Genomic DNA, 21666 nt, shown 5'->3' with positions numbered 1-21666 from the left:
TTGTGTAAACGTCATTCCGTGGCGATGGATGAGCATGGACACCTGGATTGGCACTTCTGGATTTCAGTACCCCGAGTGGAAGGGCAAGTTTTATCCGGAGAAGCTGTCCACGGCGAAGATGCTGACCTACTACGCCAGCGTCTTCGGCACCACGGAGGTGAACTACACCTTCCGCAGTATGCCGAGTGAAAAGACGGTGCAGCGCTGGTGCGATGAAACCCCAACGAACTTCCGCTTCAGCCTGAAGGCGCCCCAGCGCGTGACCCACTTCGCGAAGCTCAACGATTGCAGTGAGGTCATGGAGGACTTTCACAGCGCGGTGGTCGGACTCGGAGAAAAGATGGGGCCGGTGCTCTTTCAGTTGCCACCCACATTCAAGGCGGATGCCGTGCTGTTGCGAGATTTCTTGAGTGCCTTGCCCAAGGGACTGTGTGCCGCCTTCGAGTTCAGGCATGAGTCATGGCTCACGGATGAAGTCTTTGGTGTCCTCGCGAAAGGGAAGGCAGCGTTGTGCATCGCGGAGTCGGAGGACTTCGAGACACCCGCCGAGGTGACGGCGAAATTCGGCTACTTGCGCCTGCGTCGTGAAGACTACACCGCACCGCAAATCAAGAAGTGGGCGAAGTTTGTGCAGGAGCAGGGCAAGACGTGGTCAGAAGTGTTTGTGTACTTCAAGCACGAAGAGACCTGCGTGGGCCCTGGATTCGCGCAGGCCATGTTGAAGGCGATGGGGGAGTAGGAGGCGGCCAGAGAGGAGAGCTCCTCACGATTTATTTGTCTGGCGGTTTTGCGATGGAGGACACAGAATACAGACCGCCTTCCCCCTTGTTTGCATGCGCCTGTTGTACGTAGCCGATCTGCACTACACCCTCAAGCAGTTCGATTGGGTGAAGGCGAACGCACGTGACTACGATGCCGTGGTGATTGGTGGTGACCTGCTGGACCTGAGTTCCGCATTGGATGCAGATGTGCAGATCACCATTGTGGAGAAATACCTGCGCGTGATGCGGGCTGGCGTGCCGGTGGTGGTGAGCTCAGGAAATCATGATGGGGACAGCCGCAATGCCGCGGACGAATCAACCTCTGCGTGGATTCAGAGCCTGCGCAGTGAGGGCATTCACGTGGATGGCGACAGCTTCGACCTGGGAGATACGCATTTCACCGTCTGTCCCTGGTGGGATGGCCAGCTCTCTCGCCAGGAACTGGAGACCCAGTTGGAAACCGAGGCTGCCCGTGTGCGGGAGATGGCTCCTCGACGCTGGATTTGGATTCACCACGCGCCGCCCAAGGGCGCGAAGACAAGCTGGACGGGACGCAAGTTCATCGGCGATGAATTTCTTCGCGGATGGATTGAGCGGTACCAGCCTGCGATGGTGCTGAGCGGACACATCCACAACTCACCCTTTTACGAACAGGGGTCGTGGATTGATCAGGTGGGCACCACATGGGTCCTCAATCCCGGACGGCAGTTGGGGCCACAGCCCACCACCATCAAGCTGGATCTCACCACCTGGACGGCGGAGTGGGATTCCATCGAGGAGCGCTCAGTCCAGGACCTCGGGGTCTTGAAGCGTTGAGGCTCGCGGTGTGATGCGCGGACGGGGATGCCGGTGCATGAGGGTATCCAGCACCTGGTCCACCATGCTGAGGTGGTCATGCCCGACGAACTGCTTCTTCACGTCCACCAGGTATTTGTTCACCGAGTCGAGACGCGTGGCGAGGACCTCACACAGGTGGAGGCACAGACGGGGATGATCTCTCAGGATGGTGCGAGCATCCGGCAGAATGTGGAAGGTTGAGGGGACCAGAGTACGGACGCTCGCCGTATGGGGCACGCCCAGCAGCGCGGCGAGGTCACCAAAGATGGCTCCCGGTTCGGCAGACTTGGCAACGAGGATGTCGTCCTTGACGATTTCCACCGATCCCGTGATGAGGATGTAGAGGGCTCCGGTGGCGTCGTTCTGCTCAATGACGGTCTGACCTGCGGCGTAGTCGTGCACCGGATGATCTTTCAGGACGTCGAGGAGAGCCGACATAGGCGCAGTGTGTAGTCGCAATGGCGCGGGAGGAAAAGTGCTTTTTTCCTCCGGGTTCCAGTTCAGTGGTGAGGTGCAGCATTTAGCGTTAGCGCAGCCCTTCCTCCGCCATCGTCTCATCCGTCACCTTCACCATCTCCTTGTCCTCCTCCGTGAGGCGGGTCTTCTTCCAGCCGCCTTGGGCGAACCAGCAGACGGAGACGATGGCAATCAGCACATTGGTCACGGGGAAGGCCCACCACAGGCCATTCGCCTGCAGCGTGGTGTGCTTGGAGAGCACATAGGCGAGGGGGAACTGAATCATCCACTGCGCCACCAGCGCAAGCACCATGGCGGTGAGCATATTTCCCGAAGCCCGGAATGCCGCTACGATGCACAACTGCACCCCGATGCAGCCCCACGCGAGGCACATGGTGCGGATGAATTCCGCGCCATGGGAAATCACATACGGATCCGTGGGCACAAAGAAGGCTACGATGTGCTCCGCGGAGAAGTAGGCCACGACACCCACAAGGGAGAGAATGAGAAACCCCGCCGTGGCGCCTAGGATGGCCACCCGCTCTGCGCGATGCATATTTCCCGCGCCGATGTTCTGCCCCACCAATGTGGACACCGCCATGGACATGCCCATCGCGGGAATGGTGATGAACTGCAGGATATTCGCGCCTACTCCATAGGCCGCAATCGTGTGGGTGCCGAAGCTGGCCACGAGGAAGGACATGATCATGAGTCCCAAGCCTCGCGTGGAGAGTTCCACAGAACCAGGAAAGCCCAGCATGAAGGCCCGCTTGACGTACGGAAAGTCGGGGCGGAACCCACGCCAGGAAAGCTGGATGCCATGCCGTCCACGCAGGAAGATGGTGATGCCAATCGCTGCCGCGAGCATCTGCGTCACCATCGTGGCGATGGCTGCGCCGCGCACGCCTTGGGCGGGAATCGGTCCCCAGCCGAATATGAAGAGCGGGTCCAGCAGGAAGTTCAGCAACACGGTGCCAGCAACAATGAAGAGCGGTACACGCACCTGCCCCACACCGCGCATGAGAGCCTGGAACATGGCGTAGATCACCACGAAGATGATGCCGATGAACGACACCCGCATGAAGCTCAGCGCGCCCGCGTGTACCTCCGGCTCTACTCCGAGCAGCGTGAGCAGGTGCGGTGCGAGCAGGTAGCCAGTGATGCCCAGCACCATGGAGATCCCCGTCATGAGCAGCATGGTCTGCGCGGCCACATGGTTCACCATGTCCTGCCGCCCTGCGCCCATGTACTGCGCCGTGAGGGTGGCGCCGGCCATGGCCATGCCTGAGCCGAGCGCGATGACCAGGAATGTCACCGGGAAGCTCACCGAGACCGCTGCCACGGCGGAGGCACCCAACCGCCCCACCCAGAAGGCGTCTGTCAGGTTGTAGCCGGTCTGGAGGATCTGCCCGAGAATCACCGGCACCGCGAGGGTGAAGAGCGCCTTCCCAATGGGCCCTTCGAGGAAGAGCTTCTGGCGGGTTTGGTCCTTGGCCTTGGGCATGCGTACGTACGGTCAGCGGTGCGGGTCACCCGCATGGCTGGGTGGGGGATGCGCCATCCGGGCAAAATGGATACGGCGCGGCACCGTTCTCAGGCCGGGGAAAAAAGAAAGAGATGCCGGGTGCAGGAAATGCGCTAGAAGCGTGGCGTATCGTCGTTCCTCCCATTCAGACTGACTTACACATCATGCATATCCTCATTCGCCCCGGCCACTTCATCCTCGCCTCTGTTCTGTTCGCTACCGCCTCCTTCGCCGCTCCCGCGGACAAGGCTCCCAAGCTCCCGAAGGTACCCTCCAAACCCATCGCGGTGAAAAAGGAACTCCTGTTCTCCGATGACTTCCAGGGCGCGACTCCGGACAGCAAGTGGCACAAGGTGGTGCCCACTTTCGCCGTGGAGAATGGCGTGCTGAAGGGCACCCAGACGCGCGACAAGACCATCCCCGCAGCGGATGGCAAGCCTGAGGTGACGGCACACGCCGCTGTGCATGGTCTCGAACTTCCCACGAAGGACAGCGTGGTGGAGGCGAAGATTCGCTTCGACGGCGCCACGATGATCGACGTGGAATTCGACGACCGCAAATACACCGGCGCTCACTACGGCCACCTCTGCCGCGCCCAGGTGCGTCTCAATGGTGTGACCATCATCGACGAGCGTGATGGCGGCATGAAAAATGAGATCCGCGCCATGCGCAATGATCCCAGCAAAAAGGAAGAGCTGGGCAAGGCACTGGCAGGCCGCCAGGTGACGTACCCCGCGAAGTACGAAACCGGCAAGTGGTACAATCTCGTGGTGGAAACCGTGGGTGATGAGATGCGTGTCACCATCGATGGCGAACCCGTGGCCTACCTGAAGTCCTCCGGCATCGCGCACGAAACCAAGTCCAAGATTGAACTCGGTGTGGCCGGAAAAGATGGCTGTTTCGACGACATCAAGGTGTACAACGCGGAGCCGGTGAAGAAGAAGTAATTCAATACTCGTTTTACCATGCCCACGCGACGCGATGGATTCCTCGTCATGGCCACGTTGGGCATGGCACTCGGTGCCGTTATCACGCTGGCGCAGGACTCTCCTGCACCGGTTCTCCCCGCACCTGCGCCACCTGTCTCCACGACTGAGCCTGCGATTTCCCAAGTCATGGGCTCTACCGTCTTTGACTGGACCAAGCTTCCGGTGAAGCAGACGGCGAAAGGGGAGGTTCGCAAGGTGGTAAAGGCGCCCACAGCAACGCTGGATGAGCTGGAGTGCCACATCACCACGCTGAATCCTGGGCAGGAGGCGCACGCGCCGCACCAGCACCCGGATGAAGAACTTCTCATCATCAAGGAAGGTACCGTGGAATCCCTGGTGAATGGCACCTGGACGAAGCTCGGACCGGGCTCGGTCATCTTCCAGGCCTCCAACCAGATGCACAGCATCCGCAATGCAGGCGATACCCCGGCAACATATCACGTCATCAAGTGGAACTCACCGGGCATGCTGAAGAAGAAGGCGGCCGGCAGGCTCAAGGCACCAGCAGAGCCGGAGAAGTAGCGCAGCAAAAAGAAGGGAGGTGCCGCCATCGCAGCACCTCCCTGGAATCACGTTTGGCTCAGCCGCGTGCTTACTTGCCCTTCTTTTTCTCGGCCTTGGCGGCGCGCTTTTCCTTCAGCGACTTCTGCGGCAGTTTCTTTTTCTCCTTCTTTGCGTCTTGCGCTTTCATAGTGGGATTGGGTTGCTGGGTTTCTCCTGTGAACGCCGCTGCCGTGGTAGGCGGGCGGCATGAGACTGGGTTAAAACGAATTTGCGCTCACGGCAACATTTATGATCCGCGGCGTTTGTCTGCAGGCATCATTTTGCCTGCTTCTTCCTTCCGTGTCGCCACGAAGATGGTGTGATCATGGCGTCGAGCATGGGCATGGGACTTGGCTGATACGACATCGACGACGAATCCCGCTTTCCCGAGTTCCTTGCCAAATTGCCGGTCAGGGGTGGCGGACCAGAAGGTGGCTCGGCCTCCGGGCTTTAGAGCATGTATGATCGCCGCGAGGCCACGCGCCCGGTAGAGCCGTGCGTTCCCATCCTGCACCATGGCCACAGGACCATTGTCCACATCCAGCAGGATGGCATCGTAGTGTGCCGCCGGAGCATTGATGACGGTCTGGAAGACATCCTCAATGGTGACCTTCACCCGCGGGTCGTCCAGCAGGGCGCCATTCACCTCCTTGAGGAAAGCGCGATTCCATGCCACCACTTCGGGCAGCAACTCGGCGACTTCGACCTTGGCATGGTGGCCGACCAGTTCCAGCGTCTGGCGTAGGGAGAATCCAAATCCCAGTCCGCCGATCAGCACACGCACGCTCTTTCTGCCCTTCAGACCAGCGCAGGCACACTGGGCCAGCGCCTTTTCGGACTCGGGGGCATTGGTCCCCATGAGCGGCTCGCGATTCACGCGCAGGTAGAAGTGCGCGCCATGTGAGTGCAGGGTGAGTTCCGCGCCCTGAGGGGTGCGTGCTTGGGCGATGGTGACGAAGGGTGTCATGGGGACAGCCATGGCGCGGACATGGCCGCTGCCAGCTCTTATGAAACGCTCAGGCATGCACCTACGCAAGCGGGAAGGGACGGGCAATCGAGCTTCTGGTGCAGCCACCGGAATGGTGAATGGTCCTTGTGATTGGAAACGGCATGGCGGATGGGTGGACATGGACGCCTATTTTGATGAGCTCGGCCGCACGGTGCTGGAGCGGTGGAAGAAGGAGAACTTCTCTCTGGAGACGTTTCCGGACATTGCCCGCGTGGCGCTCGAGGAGCGGCCACCTGCGGAGCATGTGGAGCTGGGACCTTTCATGCGCGAGTTCCTCCTGAATGATGAGCAACCCCTCCAGACCGACTCGGGCTTCGGTCAGCCAGAGCTCGTGGCGTACAATCATCCGCGCTTCTACATCCAGATTCTCTTCTGGCTGGATGGCACCACGGACATTCACCAGCATGAGTTCTCCGGCGCTTTTCATGTCATGGCCGGATCCAGCATCCATGCGCATTATGGCTTTGAGAACGCACAGCCGGTGACGCCTCACTTCCGCGTGGGAGATGTGCGCATGAAACACATCGAGCTGCTGGAGACAGGTCGCACTGTGCCCATCATTTCAGGTCAGCGTTGCATCCACTCGCTCTTCCATCTGGACACCCCCTCCGTCACCGTGGTGGTACGCACGCAGCATGATCCAGGCACGGGGCCACAGTTCAACTACCTGCCGCCACACATCGCCCTGGACCCGGTATACAGCGACACGCTGACCATGCGCCGCAAGCAGCTCCTGGAGGTGCTCGAGCAGTCTGACGATCCCGATTACGCCGACCTGGTGCAGGAGATGATTGCCGAGTTGGATTTCGAGCGCGGCTTCTTCATCCTGCAACATGCCATGGGTCACCTCTCGCAGATGGACGAATGGGAGCCGGTGCTCGAAGCTTTTGAAGAGAAGCATGGCAAACTCGCGGCAGGAGTAGCAGCGACCCTTGAGGAGAATGTGAGGCGAGATGCCATCAAGGAGATGCGCAGTTCCATCTCCGAGCCGGAGCACCGCTTCTTCCTCGCGCTGCTCATGAATGTGCCGACGCGTAAAGACCTGCTGGAACTGGTCGCGCAGCGTTTTCCTGCGATGGAGCCAACGGAAACCGTCCTGCGCTGGGCCATGGAACTGGCCGGAGAGACGGAGTACTCCTTCGCCATTCTCGATGCCGCATTCCCCGAGGAACTGGGCATCGAAATGGATGAGCAGCCCGCGCTCTTCCTGGCGGCGTTGCGTCACTTCATGACCGGTGCGAAGAAGGCACCCACTTCACTGCGCGCGCTGTCCGCAGCGCAGCTGAAGGTGCTGCGGGATGCATTCACGGCATCAAGCCTGCGGGTGCTGGTAGCTTGACGCATAAGAGCATGTCACTCCTCGAACGCATTCTGGCTGTCGGCAGCATTCGCAAAGCCATCTGGCGGATGTGGTATCCATTCCTGACACGCCGGCTGCGCGGGGAGGAGGTGCTTTTTTTGAACTACGCCTTCGAAACTGATCCGCCGGTAGGACTGCCACTGGCGCCCGGGGATGAACCCAACCGCGCGTGCATCCAACTCTACCATCACGTGGCCTCTCAGGTGGCCTTGCACGGCAGGGAAGTGCTCGAGGTGAGCTGCGGACATGGAGGTGGGGCGTCCTGGATCACGCGGACCATGCAGCCTGCTACATATACGGGACTCGACCTTAATCCGAAGGGCATTCAGTTCTGCAGGCAGCGCCACCAGGTGGAGGGGCTCACTTTCGTGCAGGGAGATGCGCAGAAGCTCCCGTTTCAGGACAGCTCATTGGATGCGGTCATCAATGTCGAGGCGTCACACTGCTATCCTGATTTCCCGGGATTCCTGGCAGAGGTGGCTCGAGTGCTCCGGCCCGGCGGGCATTTTCTCTATACGGATTTTCGCTTCAGCGATCTCTTCGCCGCATGGGACGAGGCGGTGTCTGCTGCGCCTATGGAGATCGTCCAGTCACGCGACATCGGTATCGAAGTGCTGCGTGGCATGGACTGCAATGCCGCGCGGAGCCTTGCCCTCATCCATGAGCGCTTGCCGGGGTTCCTGCATGCCATCGGTCGGGACTTTGCCGGGATCCCCGGGTCGCGTGTGTATGTGGCTTTGCAATCTGGCGAACTCGCGTACCGCTCATGGTGCTTCCGCAAACCTTGAATGAGGGCACGCGTGAACTGGCGTGCCTTCCTTGAAATCTTCTCTCAACTTTCCCTGTCCTCAGCGGTCTCTCATGCCAAGATGCATCCCATGATCGTGGAGAGACTCAAGTACGTCATCTGGGCCGCGGACATGGGCCGCGCTGTGAAGTTCTACAGCGAGGTCTTCGGTGGCCGTGTGCTGAAGCAGAATGACATCATCAGCGAAGTGACCATCTGTGATGGGATTATTGGCATCCACGGCGGTGGTGAAGGTGAGCGCACATGGACGGGCTTGAGCTTTCAGGTGCCGGATGTCATCGCGGGTGCCGCGGAGATCGTTGCGGCGGGTGGTCAGCTCACCCGTGAACCGCAGCCGGAGAATGGCGAGCCACCCCACCTGGCCATGTGTGTGGACCCGGAAGGGAATGAGATCATGCTCACGCGGAAGCGGGGATAGTGTCCGAGGGGGGAGGGGTTCAGTTCGCGGGAATGCTTTGCGTCATGGAGTGCACAAGTCCCGCCCCCTGCGCGTGAACGTTAGGTTAAGGATATGGAAGTGGTGCCGAAGGCCTTGGACTGCGCGCAGCCCTGCTGCCGCTTTCCCCAAGTGCAGCCTGCAGCACGCTTCACCGCGACGAAGTCGCCAAGCTCTTCTGGACGCATCACATTACGAGTGGATGTCATCATCGCCACAGCAGGCTGTGGACTCTGGAAAGCGGCAGCAGGGCTGCGCGCAGTCCAAGGACGCTGCGCGTCACAGCGTCCGAATCATTCGGGAAAGCAGTCCTCTCCTCTGCCGCATCAGTAACCCAAGCTGCTCAGGCTACTCCTCGCCATCGTAGTAGTCGATATCCTCGGAGCGGATCAAACGCCGTGCTGGAGAGCGGACCATCCACTTGTTGCTGTCCGGGTAGTGGCAGGATTCGCCCATGGGGTTGTCCGCAACGACATAGACGATGAGGTCCACGGTACCATCATTGATGAGCTGATGCGGCTCACCGGGTTTGAAGAGGAAGGCATCTCCCGCCACGATGGGAGTGGTACCCTCCTGATGCCGCACGGTGCCTGTGCCGGAGATCACATGGTAGAATTCCCACTGCATGCTGTGCGAGTGGTAGGGGTAGGGAGTCTGTCCTGGCTCCACGCGCAGGATTTCCACGTCGAAGGGGTGACGCTCCATCAGGTCCGTGGAGAGCGGTTTGCGTCCCAGGGCTTCGGAAATTTCCTTGCCGTAACCGCGAAATTTTCCCTTGGGTGAGGTCCATGGGTCTTCTTCCAGAGTGTGCGTGTTGACCTTGTTCATGCAGTCAGTACGTCTCTGAAAGCGACTGGCGAAACTTTTTCCTACTGGGCTTGAGTTGCTGCTTTGGCTTTGGCCTTGTTCGCATTCTTGCGCGCCTTTCCGACCTCATTGAGCTTTACGCGTTCCTCCTCGGTGGGAGGGGTGAACTCTGCCGCGGAAGGGGAGGTCACAGTCAGGGGGCATCATCACCCACCTCCTTCTGCAGCGAGGCTAGCTTCTTCATCATGGCTTCCACCCGCTCTGCCTGCTCGGGTTGTGTGGCGAGGTCATTCACTTCTCCGGGATCATCTGAGAGGTCAAAGAGCTGCGTCTTGTCGATTTGTGGGAAGCGGATCAATTTCCACCGCTCTTCGCGAATTGCGCGCTGCGTATCGGTATACGAAAGGAAGAGCGCATCACGGACGGAGTCTTCCTTGCCATTGATGACCGGAGTCAGGCTCAGTGCGTCCATGCCCTGCGGCTTGGTGGCGCCCGCGAGGTCACAGATGGTCGGCATGATGTCCATGAGGTAGCACAGTGCCTTCGTGCGCCCCTGGGGGATGCCGGGGCCGGCGAAGATCAGCGGTGCGCGAAAGCCGTCGTCATACACATTCTGTTTCCCAAGGAGACCGTGGCTGCCCATGCCCAGCCCGTGGTCTGAGGAGAAGATGATGATGGTATTCTCCTCCAGTTCGAGAAGCTTCAGCTGCGCGAGGAGCCGGCCGATGTGTCCATCCAGGCAGGAGATGACGGCGTAGTAGTCGTGCAGATGCTGGCGCACCACATCCGGCGTGCGGGGAAAGGGTGCGAGCAGCTCATCCCGCACTGTGTTGGAGCCGATGTTCCACGGGTGCTGCGGCGCATAGTTCTCCGGGAGAGGGATGGCATCGCGATCATAGAGCTTCAGGTAGGGCTCTGCGGCCACGCGTGGGTCATGCGGATTTCCAAAAGCCAGGTACATGAAGAAGGGGCGCGTCTTGTCCCGCTCCTGCGTGAGGAACTTGATGGCGCCATCCACGTAGTCGCGTCCCGGCTCGCCGTTCCGGCGCTCCTCCTGGTCATCATAGATGTAGTTGTTATGCTCGAAGGTGGCCTGGATGTTCGTGGCCGTGTTGCCCTTCTTGCCCAGGTGCCAGGTCTCGTAGCCTGCAGCTTTCATGGCCACGGGCAGATTCGGTCCGTCTGCCGGTGCCAGCGGCTGTCCCTTCCAGCGAAAATAGGTGCGCCCGCTCAGCAGCATGTTCCGGCTGGGAGTGCACACCGCGCCAATGTTCGCGCCAAGGCAGAAGGCATTGTCAAACGTCATGCCCCGCTTCACCAGCTTGTCGATGTTCGGAGTCTTCACCACCGGATGCCCCAGCGCCCCGATGCAGTCCGCCCGCATGTCATCCGTGAAGAGGAAGAGGATGTTGGGCTTGTCCGGAGTCGCTGCCAGCGTGGTGACTGGGTGCAGTACAGGAAGCACAGCAATGGCGAGAACCTTCAAGAAGTGGGGCAGAAGTCGGCGGAACTGCATGGCGGAGGAAAATGGGCGCTGAGGGCAGGTTTGGGACATCGCCTGAAACGATGGTGATGGAGTCACCTTTTCGGCGAAGGCATTCCACAAGGTTGGTGGCAGTAACGCAATACTCTTGTGAGGACCTTTGACCCTCAAAACACAAAACCGCGCCTCCCTGTGCGGTAGGCGCGGCTTCGGTTGACTCAACTCAGAGGTGAGTCGGAAGCGTTATTTGCCCTTGTGCTCATTGTGGCAGGCCTTGCAATTGCCTGCGGTCTGCAGTTGCGCGGTGGCGCCGGGCTTTTTGTCCACCACGGCCTGTGCTGCGGCGATGAGTTTGGCCGTCTTATCCTGCCAGCTCGCGGCGTCTCCTTCCGGGGGAGTTTCCGCGGGGAGGGACTTGTAGTAGTCCAGAAGCTTGGTGGCATCACTGTCGGTGCCCTTGCCGAGGGAGACCTTCTTATGAAGGCTGGCGTCGCCTTTCATGGCGTCCTTCATCACGGAGCTGATGCTGCGCTTGGCAGCATTGTCCGCCTGAAGGCTCCAGCCTGCGAGCAAGCAGCCGGCGACGACGAGTGGGATACGAATGTGGGTGATGTTCATGGGTGAGAGGGGTGTTTGATGTGATTTGTATTATGGCATGATCTTATAGGGAGGCGCCGTGTGTTGGCGCGAGGATCAAGAATCGCAGTTTTGATGCCGGAAGTTTCGGCGGTGCCTCAGTTTCTGAAAAAGTGCGGCCCGCCCCCTCCGCCAAAACGGTGGCGTGGGGACGGGCCGCTTTACCCGTTGCTCTGCTTAGCTTCGGAAATTCATGGGGTCACGAGTGATGGATGGAGCGGTTGTTAGAACTTGTACTCCAGGCCGAAGAAGTACGACCGGCCGTCGCCCGGCAGGAACTGGTTTGAGTTGAAGGGACCCGCGCGGCTGATCACGCCGGTGGTGGCGGCGTAGATTTCATCCGTGAGGTTCTTCGCCTCCACGTAGAAGGAAAGGCCCTTCTTCGTGCGGTAGCCAATCTTGAAGCCGAGCAGCGCGTAGGAGTCAGCATCGAGCGTGTTGGCGGAGTCGACAGGATAGTCGGAGAAGGTCCACTCCAGATTCGGACCGGCGTAGAAGCCGCAGGGGTGCGTGTACAGCAGCTCGGCGCGGTAGTAGTGCTCGGGGATGCCGGGGAGCTGGTTGTCGCCGAACTCCTCGTCGTTGTCGAAGTGGAAGTTGCTCCACAGATAATTCTGGCGCAGCACAATGCGGTCCGGCTCGCGGGGTTCCACAGCGAGCACGTTCTTCGCGCCCTTGCCGCTGACACCGGCGACGCCTTCCACGCGCTTGGTGAAGATGCCCTCCAGCACGGTGATATCCACGCCGAGTTCCACGCCCTGGTGGTTGGTCTTGTCGGCGTTCACCGTCTGGGTCAGGCCCGGGGCGACGGTGAGTTCCAGCATTTCATCTTCCAGCCAGGAGTAGTAGTAGGCCATGTCCCAGCGGATGCGGCCGTTCTTGGTTTCACCGCGTGTGCCGAGTTCCAGCGTCGTCGCGGTTTGCGCATCGAGATTCACCAGGCCGGCGCCGCCCGTGGCCGCGTTGGTCAGTTCACCGAAGCTCGGGGGCTCAAAGCTACGCGCTGCATTGAAGAACACCTGTGCGGAGTCCGTCACGTCATAGATGAAGCCAACCTTCGGGCTGAAGCCCCACCAGTCCTGCGTGTCGCTGTTGTCCGGGTCCGTGGCAGACACGGGGAAGTTGTCTTCATTCTCACGGCGCGCATAGCTCACCTGACCGCCGACACTCAGGGCGAACCGCTCCGTGAGGTAGTGCACGTTCTCCAGATACAGGTCGAGGTTCATCGAGTCCTGGTCGCTGTCGGCGAACTTGTCTCCGCGATCGCCCAGCACGTTGCGATAGCGCTGGTCATGCAGGAAACCGAATGTGGGGGTGAAGCCCGCGATGAAGTTGTTCCTGCGTCCCGCGAGGTCAGCCTTGTTCACATAGTTGAAGTCAAAGCCGAAGTCGTGGCTCTTCTGGTCGATGACGAAGAGAATCGGGTGGTCGAGTTCCTTGTACGCGTAGAAGCTGGACACTGTGAAGAGCGCGTCATCACTGAGTGTGAAGGTCGTCTTGTTCGCGATGCGGAAGAGATCGAAGTCACGCTTCCAGTTGCTGTCCACATTGTCGAAAATCTTGTTGAAGCTGCTGCGTGCGGCCTGCCGGGGATTTTCGTACATCTGCTCCTTCGTGATGCTGCCGGGCAGCTCGGAGTCCGTGTGCACATAGGTGAGGTAGAACCGCGTCTCGACGGCTTCGCTCAACTTCAGGCCGAAGTTGCTGAAGAGGCGTTGCGTGTTCTGCTCGCTATGCTCGCGGAAGCCCTCCGTGGAGTAGTGTGTGCCCGTGACGAAGTAGTCGAAGTTCCCCTCGACACCTGCCGCGCTGAGTTGGCCGCGGAACGTATCGAAGCTGCCATACTCAAAGCGCGCCTGCAGTGGCGGCGCCGTGTAGCCGGTGGGCAGCACGAAGTTGATGGCGCCTCCCAGCGTGGTGGAGCCGTAGCGCAGTGCATTCGCCCCTCGGAATACTTCGATGTACTCCGCCGTGAGTGGGTCCACAGACTGCATGTCGAAGCCGCCGTCCGCGAGATTCAGGGGCACGCCATCCTGGAGCAGCTTCAGGCCGCGACCGTGGAAGGTGCGCTGGATGCCGGAGCCACGGATGGAAATGCGAGCTTCCTCCGCTCCGAAGCGCGGCTGCACGAAGACGCCCGGGGAGTAGTCCAGCGCGTCCTTCAGCGTAATGGCGCGTCCGGTCTTGTATTCTTCTGCGTCCACCACATTTACGGCGCCGGCGGTAAGCCGTTGGGCTTCCCGTACCTGCTCAATGGAGGGCACGGTGAGGGAAGGGGAGTCTGCGGTGACGACCACCGGAGGAAGCGTGGTGCCAGATGCAGGAGCGGAAGAGGATGGCGTTGATTGCTGGGCCATGGCCGCCGTGCTGCAAAGCATGGCCGCCAGGGCGGTGAATGATGATGTCTTCATAGGATGATGTGAGAAGGCGTGATGCGAATTTGAAAATCGGATGAATGACGGTGGGAGAATCAGCGAGCGCCGGAAGCGGTGCTCGCCGCGGAGACGGCGGGAGAGGGAAGGGGTGCGGACTGCCACGTGGTGGCACCTTCACCCTGGCGCTGTGTCCAGAAGATGCGGAACCCTCCGGTCGTCGTGGTTACCACGCGCGGGTGGGAGGCGTTGGACGCCGCATTGGAAAGGCGCACCGGCGGCTGCCAGCTCTTCCCTCCGTCAGAGGACAAGGCTGCCTCAATGTGGCTGCCCTCTTCACTCGTGGTGTCCCACACCATGATGACCTCCTGCCCGCGTGCAGCGATGTCAGGGTGTGAGGCGCCCTTGCCTGCAATGAGCTGGGTCTTTGACCAGGTGGCCCCGGCATCGGTGGAGGAGACGTGATGCACGCCGAAGGAATTCTCCATGCCTGTCCACACGACCGCATGCCAGATGGGTGAGGACTTCTCGCCACCAGCCGCAAGCCCGCCGCCTACATGCGGGCAGCCCTGGAACTCCCACTTGAATCCACCTACGCTCACCGGTGCCGACCACGTGCCGGCCGCAGGCGACCACGAAATGGACATGTCGCGAGGTTCCTTGTCGCGATACAGGATGCCCACGCGTCCATCCAGTCCCGTCGCGAGGACATTCCAGCAGCACTCGCAGGTTTCTGCATCGACGGTGTCGTTCTTCGACCACGTGAGGCCACCGTCTGCTGAGCGTGTGTAGCGCAGACCGCGCTTGTCACCCCGCGTGTCCAGCCAGGTGAGGTGGAAGTCGCCCTTGGCATCCGCGGCCACGTCGAGGAAGCCATGCCCCGTGGTGGAGCCGTCATCCGCGGGGTTCGGTCCTGGCTTCCAGGTCTTGCCTCCATCGTTGGAGAGCGCTGTGGCCATGGGCCCGCCGCCGAACATGTCCGTGCCGGGTGTCATCCACACGGCCATGAGGTGGTCGCCGTTCGCGGCGATTTGCGGGTCCATGCCGCGGTGGGCGCCATGCGGTGCGGGCTGACCGGCATCCACACGCACAGGCGTGGACCATGTCTTGCCCGCATCGCTGCTGGCTTGATGGTACAGCTCGGTGCGCGCGCCGTCCTTTGACAGTTCGCCGGTGAGCAGGTGTAGTTGCGAAGCCGTGGCGTACACGTCAAGCGACTGCACACCGGGGATGACTTCGTGATGATGATGGCCCTCCTTGGCATCGGGCTTGGACGCGTGCAGCACGAGGGGGCACGGTGTTAATAGGAGGAGCAGCGCTGTGAAAGCACCGCGAGATCTGAATTGTGAATGCATGAAAAAGGGAAATGCGGGTGAAGGCGCAACGCAGCGCGGTCAGGGCACGGCAACAGACGTTGCCACCCCGGCGGGTTGCGGCTCGGCTCATCGCGACGGATGAAAAACACGCGAATAAATGAGGGAATGGACCTGAAGCGCCCGCTTCAGGGTGACCATGGTGAAGTGGAGAAACCAGCTGCGCGCACGAGGGCACGGGTATGCAGTATCTCCCGGATGCCGTGTCCGTTGCTTGTTCGTCTGCGTGTCACCGTGGCTGTACGCTCAAGTGCGGTGCAGCTCAGGAATCACAGGCCATCCATCTGGTCTTCACTGTTCACCGTCGATCATCGAACGATGGATCACGGAGCGCAGCAAGGCGAGGAGGGCATCATCAACGGCATGCCGTTGTTACACGCCGCATCGTGGCGGCGGTGTCGGCGGGGAGGTCTCCCACTGGGAAGCACCCAGTTGCACCTCACCCGGCATCTTGCCGGGGATCAAATCACAAGGGACCACTGCCGTGACGATGTATCCGGAAGGGAGGCTGAGCCACTTGGACATCAGGTCGATGCGGTCCTGGGGCAGGGGAGTCTGCTCGTCCGTGTGCTTTTTGCTTTCGGCAATCTTGTGGCACATCTTGCAGGGATGCTCGCCATTGAAGGTTTCCTCAATGCCCTGCACCAGGCCTTTCTCCGCCGTGTAGCTCTTGATCATCTGGGCCCAGGCCACCACCTGCAGCACACCCCAGTGCGCCCCGATGGATACCATCAGGGTGACGATCAGGAGAAGCCGTGCGGCAGATTTCACAAACAGCGGGAGGTCGAGGCTACGTAGGCAGCAGCCGATGATTCAATGCAGCCTCGTCCAAGTCCAGCCGAAAGTGGGGCTTTTTTGGTGCAACAGGGAAAAGAGGACGGCTGCTATTGTGTCCTCAACCCCTCGCTGCTCTTACGCAACCACCAGGCCGACGCCGCTACAATGAGTGGGAACGTCACGAGAAGTGGCTCCATCTGTGGGATGCTCAGGAGATTCGTAAGCGTCTGTCCGTCAAAGATGAGCCCGGTACAGCCAAAGACCAGCAGCACAAACCATGTATCCTCTCCCTCGCGTGCCAGCGCATGCGCACGGCGCAACCCGATGAAGAGCACACAGAGCGCCAGCCCCAGCCCGATGATGCCGCCGTGCACCAGGGTGGCGATGAAGATGCTGTGGTGGTGCATGTGCATGTAGGAGAGGCTGCGGGTGAAGTGCTCCGCCGGTCCCCACTGCCCCACGCCAATGAGCCACTCATGCGGCTCGATGAATCCGCGCATGGCCCGGGCATAGATTTCCGTGCGCCCTCCATCCCACCGGGTGAGCATTTCCTGGATGGGAGTTGCGGAGTGGCTGGGCTCCAGATTGTGTCCCGCCACACGTGAGGCGACCTGCCAGCGGACCAGTTTATCCACATGCGGACCGGTGACCTGAAAAAGCACAATGGCACCTAGCAGTGCAGCCCACGGAAGGGCAGCGCGACGGTATCCGCGAATCCATGTCAGCGCCGCATGCGCTGCCAGCAGGGCCAGCAGGGCTCCCCGGCAGCGGGTGAAACACACCGCTGCCAGCAGGATGACCAGGGAGATGTGCAGCAGAAGGCGTTCCCGTCTCTTGGTGATTCGCTCACGAATGCACCACAGCCACATGAGGGCAAAGCCGAACGTCAGGCCAGTGGTCACTGAATTCAATCCTCCGTGGACAAACCAGTTCGTCAGCCGCTCTCCAAAGAGGTGGTTCGGCAGGATGCCGTAAAAAATTACCATGCTCACTGTCGCGGCAAAGGCCGCCGTGTATCCCGTCCACAGACCCAGGCGGTCCAGGCTCCGCAAATCCTGCGCGGCGTGCCACACCGCGATGACAAAACATGCCAGCAGCAGTCCGCCTAGCAGCCAGCTTCCGGCGATCATGCCGTCCCGTCCATCCACCATGCCATAGCCCAGCAGGGAGCGGATGGTCATCCAGCAGAGAAAGTGGGTCACGATTCCGCGGAAGGCATCGCCTTTTGCATTGGCCCAGACAGCGCCCCAGGGCATCTTCACGAACGCGAACGGGATCAACGCGAGCATCCACAGGCCCCTGATGAAGTCATTGTACATCAAGTACTGCCCGCAGAGGTACCCTATGAGGAGCAGACGGCAGGCGCTGAGGGACGCTGCATCATCCAACCGAACCCCCGTGCGAGGAACTCGATTGCGCCACCAAGCGACCCGGACAGCCGGTTCGGTAACTACGGAGCTGATAGCGGCCTCAGCTTGCGGTGGCATTGAGTAACCAATTCAGAAATGGAGGGATGGCGAGTGACAAGAACGTTGCGAAGCAACACGTCCCCCATCGCTTCATGGGGATCTCTTGGATGTCCCGAGGTACCACTTTCGACGAACTCTGATGCCTGAATGAGGGAACCTGCCCACACCCCCTTCACGACCTTTTTGACAGTTACTTTGCTGCTTCGCTGCTTTGCGTTTACTCTCAACCCTTCATTTTCCTCCGCCAGCAGCACACATGTCCTTCAAGCCCAAGAAAAGCCTCGGCCAGAATTTCCTCAGCGATGCCGTCCTCGCCAAATGGATCGCAGACCAGATCCAGCCGGATGGCGCGCCATATGTGGTGGAAGTTGGTCCAGGGCAAGGTGCGCTCACGGAGCATCTGCTCGGCCGTCCGCGGCACCTGCTGCTCATCGAGAAGGACAACACGCTCGCCGCGGACCTGCAGGAGGAGCTGGCTGACAGCGGCCATACCGAGATCTGGCATGGCGATGCCACCCGCTTTGACCTCCGTCCCCTCTACAAGCACGGCGGGGTGAAGCTGGTGGGGAATCTCCCATACTCCATGGGGGGCGAGATTCTGAAGCACTTCCTCACGCCGCCCACACCTGTCGTTGAGGCGGTCTTCATGCTGCAGAAGGAGGTGTGCGAGCGCATCGCCGCCCGCCAGGAGGATGACTCCTACGGCGCCCTGAGCCTGCTGGTCCAGCATGACTGGGATGCCTCCATCATCCGCATCGTGCCGCCGGAGGCCTTCAAGCCGCGCCCCCGCGTCCACTCGGCCATTGTGCGCCTGACTCCGAAGGCACCCGGAACCCTGCCCGTGCATGACCGGCGGTTGTTCGACCGGCTTGTGCGCATGGGATTCTCCCAGCGGCGGAAGCAGCTTAAGAATCTGCTGCCGGAAGCGCCCGGCGGCTGGCCCGCGCTGATGGAAGCCCTTGGCAAATCTCTGACTGTCCGGGCAGAGGAGCTTTCCTTGCAGGAATGGGTGCGAATCACCCGGCACTATGAAAATCGCCACGAGGAAGACCGTGGTCAGAAGGCTACGGAGATCTTCGATGTGGTGGATGCGAACAACCAGGTGACCGGCCAGGCCCCGCGGGGCGAGGTGCATGCCAAGGGCCTGTGGCATCGCGCCGTGCACGTGTTTGTGTTCAACAAGCATGGCGAACTCTGGCTGCAACAGCGCTCCCACTTGAAGGATGTGCACCCGCTCGACTGGGACTCCAGTGCCGCGGGGCATCTGGATTCCGGTGAAGACTACGCCACTGCCGCTGTGCGTGAGCTGAAGGAAGAACTCGGCATCGAAGCCCCCACGGTGTGCGTGGGCACCGTGCCCGCCTGCGAGGCCACCGGGTGGGAATTCGTGGAACTCCACGTGGCAGAGCACTCGGGGCCCATGCACTTCGCCCCCGAGGAGATCGCGAGCGGCCTGTTTTTCCGAATCGAACAGATTGCCGAGTGGATTGCCGCCCGCCCTCAGGACTTCGCGGGTGGCTTCATCGAATGTTTTAAAGTTTGGCAGGCTCGCCAGGGTGAGAATGAACCCGGCGTTGCGAGCTGACTGTACGCGCTGCACTGCACTCCGGTTGCCGGGAGAAGGGTTCAACCAATTGCGTCACCGCCACAGCGTGTGTGAGTCGCGATTGATGGTTGAACCCTTTTCCTGTATTGTATGACAAATACCATTGCAGCACGTGCCTGCGAGCCGGCTGCGGTGAATCAACACAAGCCAACCAGCCGCCATGAAACCAGAAGAGCGCGCCACATTCATTCTTGGTCAGCTCAACTACGGCCTGCGTACGCAGTGGTCGCAGATTGAGGAACTCGAGGACTCCCTGGAAGCCATGCTTCGTGAAGCCCATTCCAGGGCAGACACTCACATCCCACCGGACAAGCGTGCCTCCTGGGAGCAGACTTGGAATGATGTCTGGCAAACCCTCTCCGCCATCCGCGAAGATGCCGCGCAGTCGTGGCGCCTCTACCAGGCTGGAGACTCTGAGCATGCTCCCGAACCATGGAGGGACATCTCCGCGCAGGATGCACAGCTGGATCGTTACTTTGATACCTTGCAGCGCATTGGTCGCGAATCCGTGCCACAGCGTGACCTCGACCCCTGGTACGACTCATGGAAAGGGCACTGGGTGAATATCGATGGTCGCCTCGCCAGTCTGCGCGCCCACGCCATCGCCACGCGTTTCCAGCTCGAGATGCGCAAGGAGTACGGCATGGACAAGGCGGATGGTGTCACGCGGCAGATTCTCGAACACCTGCCGGAAGACGCCACGCTCGAAGATGCCGAAAAATACGCGGCCGAATATCGCAAGGCCTACCAGGAGTTCGAAGACCATCGCGATCACCCCACCATCCGCGACATCTTCCGTGGTCTCCTGCTCTTCCCCGAGGACACGCCCGATGATCACCTCGTGCGCCGCCGGCGTACGGAGGAAGAAGCGGCGTTGCACAAGGAGTGAAGAGGGAAGTATTCAGTAGGTCAGTGTTCAGTAATCAGTAGAAGCTCACACTGATTACTGACCTACTGTTCACTGAATACTGGATCTCCGTGCGCGCTCATCCACTTCCTCAGCACTCCCATCATCGCTTCCCGGTGTTTCGCGTGCTCCGGCTGTATCGCCAGATCCTGCAACTCATGCGGGTCTTCTGAGAGATTGAAGAGTTGAGTACGGTTGGCCTTCGGGTACCAGATGAGTTTCCAGCCATCCGTCGTGCGTATCATACGCTGGGTGTCGGTGAACTAGCCGTATACCGCGTCATAGATTTCTGCGGTTTCACCACGAAGAACGGGGGCAAGGCTTTTACCTTCCACGCTCTTGGGCACCTTGATGCCGCTGAGTTCGCACACGGTGGGGTAGAGGTCGCGCAGATAACACTGCGTGGCGAAACGTTTGCCGCTGGGAATGCCGGGCCCGGCCATGATGAGCGGCGCATTGGCGGTGTGTTCATACTGGTTCTGCTTGCCCATCAATCCATGACTGCCGAGCGCCAGTCCCTGGTCACTGGTGAAGATGACGATCGCATTTCCCAGCCTGCCGCTATCTTCGAGAGCGCGGATCAGCTTTCCCACCTGCGCATCGAGTTGCTCTACCAGCGCGAGATACACGGCGGTCTCTGCCTTCACCTGGTCTTCGGTGCGCGGCGCGGGGACGATGACTTCATCGCGTCCATCGATATTGCCATGGTCAAAGGGATGTTCCGGTCGGAAGTTCGCGGGCAGGGGAGCATCCGCCGTGGTGAAGCGGCCTTCCTTGCCCTTCGGCCAGTGCAGCGGATCGTGCGTGGCGGTAAAGTTCACGTGCAGAAACAGCGGCGCTTCTTTGTGCTGCTGAATGGCCTGCACCGCTGCATCCGCGATGTGGATGTCCGTGTCCGGCGTGAGCCCAATGCCAAGCTCGGGAAGCGCTTTGCCGTCGGTAGATTTGAAGGTCCAGCCCTTGTATCCGGTCACGGGTCGTCCCGTCGCACTGGTAGGGAGCGTGAGTGCGTCGCCTTTCCCTCCGCCACTGCTGAAGAGTCCCGCCGCTTCCACATACCCACGAACTGCGGGCGTGCCTTGCACGTGCCATTTCCCGCTGTGCACCGTGTGCCAGCCTGCATCACGCATGGCCTGCGGCCAGAGTACCCAGTCTTTGGGAAAGGGAATGGTGCCCCCCGACGATGCTTCCTTCACCACGCAGCGGCCCGAGAGCATCTCCGTACGGCTCACATGGCAGATGGGATAACCACACACTGCCCGCGTGAAAACGGAGCCGCGTTCCGCCAGCGCATCCAGGTGTGGGGTCTTCACCGTGGGGTGCCCCAAGGTGCGCAGCACATCCGGACGCAGATCGTCTGCCACGATGAGCAGCACCACTGGCGGTGACTTGCTCTCGGCGGCGATGGCCGATGTGGAATGCAGCGCCCCGACGATGGGAATCCACAGGCAGAGGAGATGCAGCAACGTCCGCATGACGATAGAAATGAATCGCCCGCTGCAGGCTTGCAGC

The 21666-nt window shown here is 60.6% G+C and carries 22 protein-coding genes; 9 read left to right on the top strand and 13 right to left on the bottom strand.

All coding sequences use genetic code 11. From position 1 onward, the window contains the following. Window positions 1-34: 34 nt before the first annotated feature. Together G5S37_RS16795 and G5S37_RS16790 are read left to right on the top strand one after the other, a co-directional pair. A complete protein-coding gene (locus tag G5S37_RS16795; protein WP_165211691.1) occupies window positions 35-739 on the top strand; it encodes a DUF72 domain-containing protein in 705 nt (234 codons plus the stop codon). 94 nt (window positions 740-833) lie between these two features. Then, complete coding sequence (locus G5S37_RS16790; protein WP_165205614.1) at window positions 834-1577, top strand: metallophosphoesterase; 744 nt, start codon at window positions 834-836, stop codon at window positions 1575-1577. On the opposite strand, the gene G5S37_RS16785 is transcribed toward G5S37_RS16790, so the two are convergent. Together G5S37_RS16785 and G5S37_RS16780 are read right to left on the bottom strand one after the other, a co-directional pair. Then, window positions 1545-2036, bottom strand: a complete 492-nt coding sequence (locus G5S37_RS16785; protein WP_165205613.1) for a cyclic nucleotide-binding domain-containing protein — start codon at window positions 2034-2036, stop codon at window positions 1545-1547. The two genes, G5S37_RS16790 and G5S37_RS16785, sit on opposite strands and share 33 nt — an antisense overlap. 88 nt (window positions 2037-2124) lie before the next feature. Continuing rightward, window positions 2125-3558: an MATE family efflux transporter gene (locus G5S37_RS16780; RefSeq protein WP_165205612.1), complete on the bottom strand. Its 1434-nt coding sequence runs from the start codon at window positions 3556-3558 to the stop codon at window positions 2125-2127. A gap of 185 nt (window positions 3559-3743) precedes the next feature. Between G5S37_RS16780 and G5S37_RS16775 the strand changes: the two genes are divergently transcribed. Together G5S37_RS16775 and G5S37_RS16770 are read left to right on the top strand one after the other, a co-directional pair. Continuing rightward, window positions 3744-4526, top strand: a complete 783-nt coding sequence (locus tag G5S37_RS16775; RefSeq protein WP_165205611.1) for a LamG domain-containing protein — start codon at window positions 3744-3746, stop codon at window positions 4524-4526. 18 nt (window positions 4527-4544) lie between these two features. Beyond that, window positions 4545-5090 (top strand): cupin domain-containing protein, encoded by a 546-nt coding sequence (locus G5S37_RS16770; RefSeq protein ID WP_206026029.1) that lies wholly within the window; start codon window positions 4545-4547, stop codon window positions 5088-5090. Between the two features lie 268 nt (window positions 5091-5358). Here the strand turns inward: G5S37_RS16770 and G5S37_RS16765 are convergent, their stop codons facing one another. Continuing rightward, the gene (locus G5S37_RS16765) at window positions 5359-6078 is read right to left on the bottom strand and encodes a spermine synthase (protein ID WP_165205610.1); all 720 of its coding nucleotides are present in this window, start codon (window positions 6076-6078) and stop codon (window positions 5359-5361) included. 55 nt (window positions 6079-6133) lie between these two features. Here G5S37_RS16765 and G5S37_RS16760 point away from each other — a divergent pair, with 55 nt between their 5' ends. The 3 genes from G5S37_RS16760 to G5S37_RS16750 are packed head-to-tail and all read left to right on the top strand — an operon-like array spanning window position 6134 to window position 8706. After that, entirely contained in the window at window positions 6134-7459 is a 1326-nt protein-coding gene (locus tag G5S37_RS16760) for a hypothetical protein (RefSeq protein WP_206026028.1), read from the top strand. Window positions 7460-7470: 11 nt separating this feature from the next. Beyond that, window positions 7471-8268 carry a phthiotriol/phenolphthiotriol dimycocerosates methyltransferase gene (locus G5S37_RS16755; protein WP_165205608.1) on the top strand — a complete coding sequence of 266 codons (798 nt, stop codon included), beginning with the start codon at window positions 7471-7473 and terminating at the stop codon, window positions 8266-8268. A gap of 12 nt (window positions 8269-8280) precedes the next feature. After that, window positions 8281-8706 (top strand): VOC family protein, encoded by a 426-nt coding sequence (locus G5S37_RS16750; protein ID WP_240914655.1) that lies wholly within the window; start codon window positions 8281-8283, stop codon window positions 8704-8706. 366 nt (window positions 8707-9072) lie between these two features. On the opposite strand, the gene G5S37_RS16745 is transcribed toward G5S37_RS16750, so the two are convergent. The 8 genes from G5S37_RS16745 to G5S37_RS16715 form a co-directional block, all read right to left on the bottom strand. Next, window positions 9073-9552 (bottom strand): cupin domain-containing protein, encoded by a 480-nt coding sequence (locus tag G5S37_RS16745; RefSeq protein WP_165205607.1) that lies wholly within the window; start codon window positions 9550-9552, stop codon window positions 9073-9075. A gap of 41 nt (window positions 9553-9593) precedes the next feature. Further along, a complete protein-coding gene (locus G5S37_RS32715; RefSeq protein WP_276616967.1) occupies window positions 9594-9722 on the bottom strand; it encodes a hypothetical protein in 129 nt (42 codons plus the stop codon). Between the two features lie 2 nt (window positions 9723-9724). Further along, the gene (locus G5S37_RS16740) at window positions 9725-11047 is read right to left on the bottom strand and encodes a sulfatase-like hydrolase/transferase (RefSeq protein WP_165205606.1); all 1323 of its coding nucleotides are present in this window, start codon (window positions 11045-11047) and stop codon (window positions 9725-9727) included. Window positions 11048-11257: 210 nt separating this feature from the next. Continuing rightward, complete coding sequence (locus tag G5S37_RS16735; protein ID WP_165205605.1) at window positions 11258-11632, bottom strand: hypothetical protein; 375 nt, start codon at window positions 11630-11632, stop codon at window positions 11258-11260. 242 nt (window positions 11633-11874) lie between these two features. Further along, window positions 11875-14061, bottom strand: coding sequence for a TonB-dependent receptor (locus G5S37_RS16730; protein WP_165205604.1), 2187 nt, complete (start codon window positions 14059-14061; stop codon window positions 11875-11877). Between the two features lie 59 nt (window positions 14062-14120). After that, a complete protein-coding gene (locus G5S37_RS16725; RefSeq protein ID WP_165205603.1) occupies window positions 14121-15308 on the bottom strand; it encodes a sialidase family protein in 1188 nt (395 codons plus the stop codon). Between the two features lie 459 nt (window positions 15309-15767). After that, complete coding sequence (locus G5S37_RS16720; protein WP_165205602.1) at window positions 15768-16166, bottom strand: hypothetical protein; 399 nt, start codon at window positions 16164-16166, stop codon at window positions 15768-15770. Window positions 16167-16279: 113 nt separating this feature from the next. Then, window positions 16280-17461, bottom strand: a complete 1182-nt coding sequence (locus G5S37_RS16715) for an O-antigen ligase family protein (protein ID WP_165205601.1) — start codon at window positions 17459-17461, stop codon at window positions 16280-16282. A gap of 436 nt (window positions 17462-17897) precedes the next feature. Here G5S37_RS16715 and rsmA point away from each other — a divergent pair, with 436 nt between their 5' ends. Further along, complete coding sequence (gene rsmA / locus G5S37_RS16710; RefSeq protein WP_165205600.1) at window positions 17898-19226, top strand: 16S rRNA (adenine(1518)-N(6)/adenine(1519)-N(6))-dimethyltransferase RsmA; 1329 nt, start codon at window positions 17898-17900, stop codon at window positions 19224-19226. Window positions 19227-19407: 181 nt separating this feature from the next. Then, window positions 19408-20136 carry a hypothetical protein gene (locus G5S37_RS16705; RefSeq protein WP_165205599.1) on the top strand — a complete coding sequence of 243 codons (729 nt, stop codon included), beginning with the start codon at window positions 19408-19410 and terminating at the stop codon, window positions 20134-20136. 62 nt (window positions 20137-20198) lie between these two features. Here G5S37_RS16705 and G5S37_RS16700 read toward each other — a convergent pair whose 3' ends face one another. Together G5S37_RS16700 and G5S37_RS16695 are read right to left on the bottom strand one after the other, a co-directional pair. Beyond that, window positions 20199-20399, bottom strand: coding sequence for a hypothetical protein (locus G5S37_RS16700; RefSeq protein ID WP_165205598.1), 201 nt, complete (start codon window positions 20397-20399; stop codon window positions 20199-20201). A gap of 18 nt (window positions 20400-20417) precedes the next feature. Continuing rightward, window positions 20418-21629, bottom strand: coding sequence for a sulfatase-like hydrolase/transferase (locus tag G5S37_RS16695; protein WP_165205597.1), 1212 nt, complete (start codon window positions 21627-21629; stop codon window positions 20418-20420). Window positions 21630-21666 lie beyond the last annotated feature (37 nt).

It is taken from the genome of Roseimicrobium sp. ORNL1 (genome assembly GCF_011044495.1).
In the GTDB taxonomy this organism is placed as follows: domain Bacteria; phylum Verrucomicrobiota; class Verrucomicrobiia; order Verrucomicrobiales; family Verrucomicrobiaceae; genus Roseimicrobium.
This window is presented reverse-complemented; position numbering and strand designations above follow the sequence as displayed.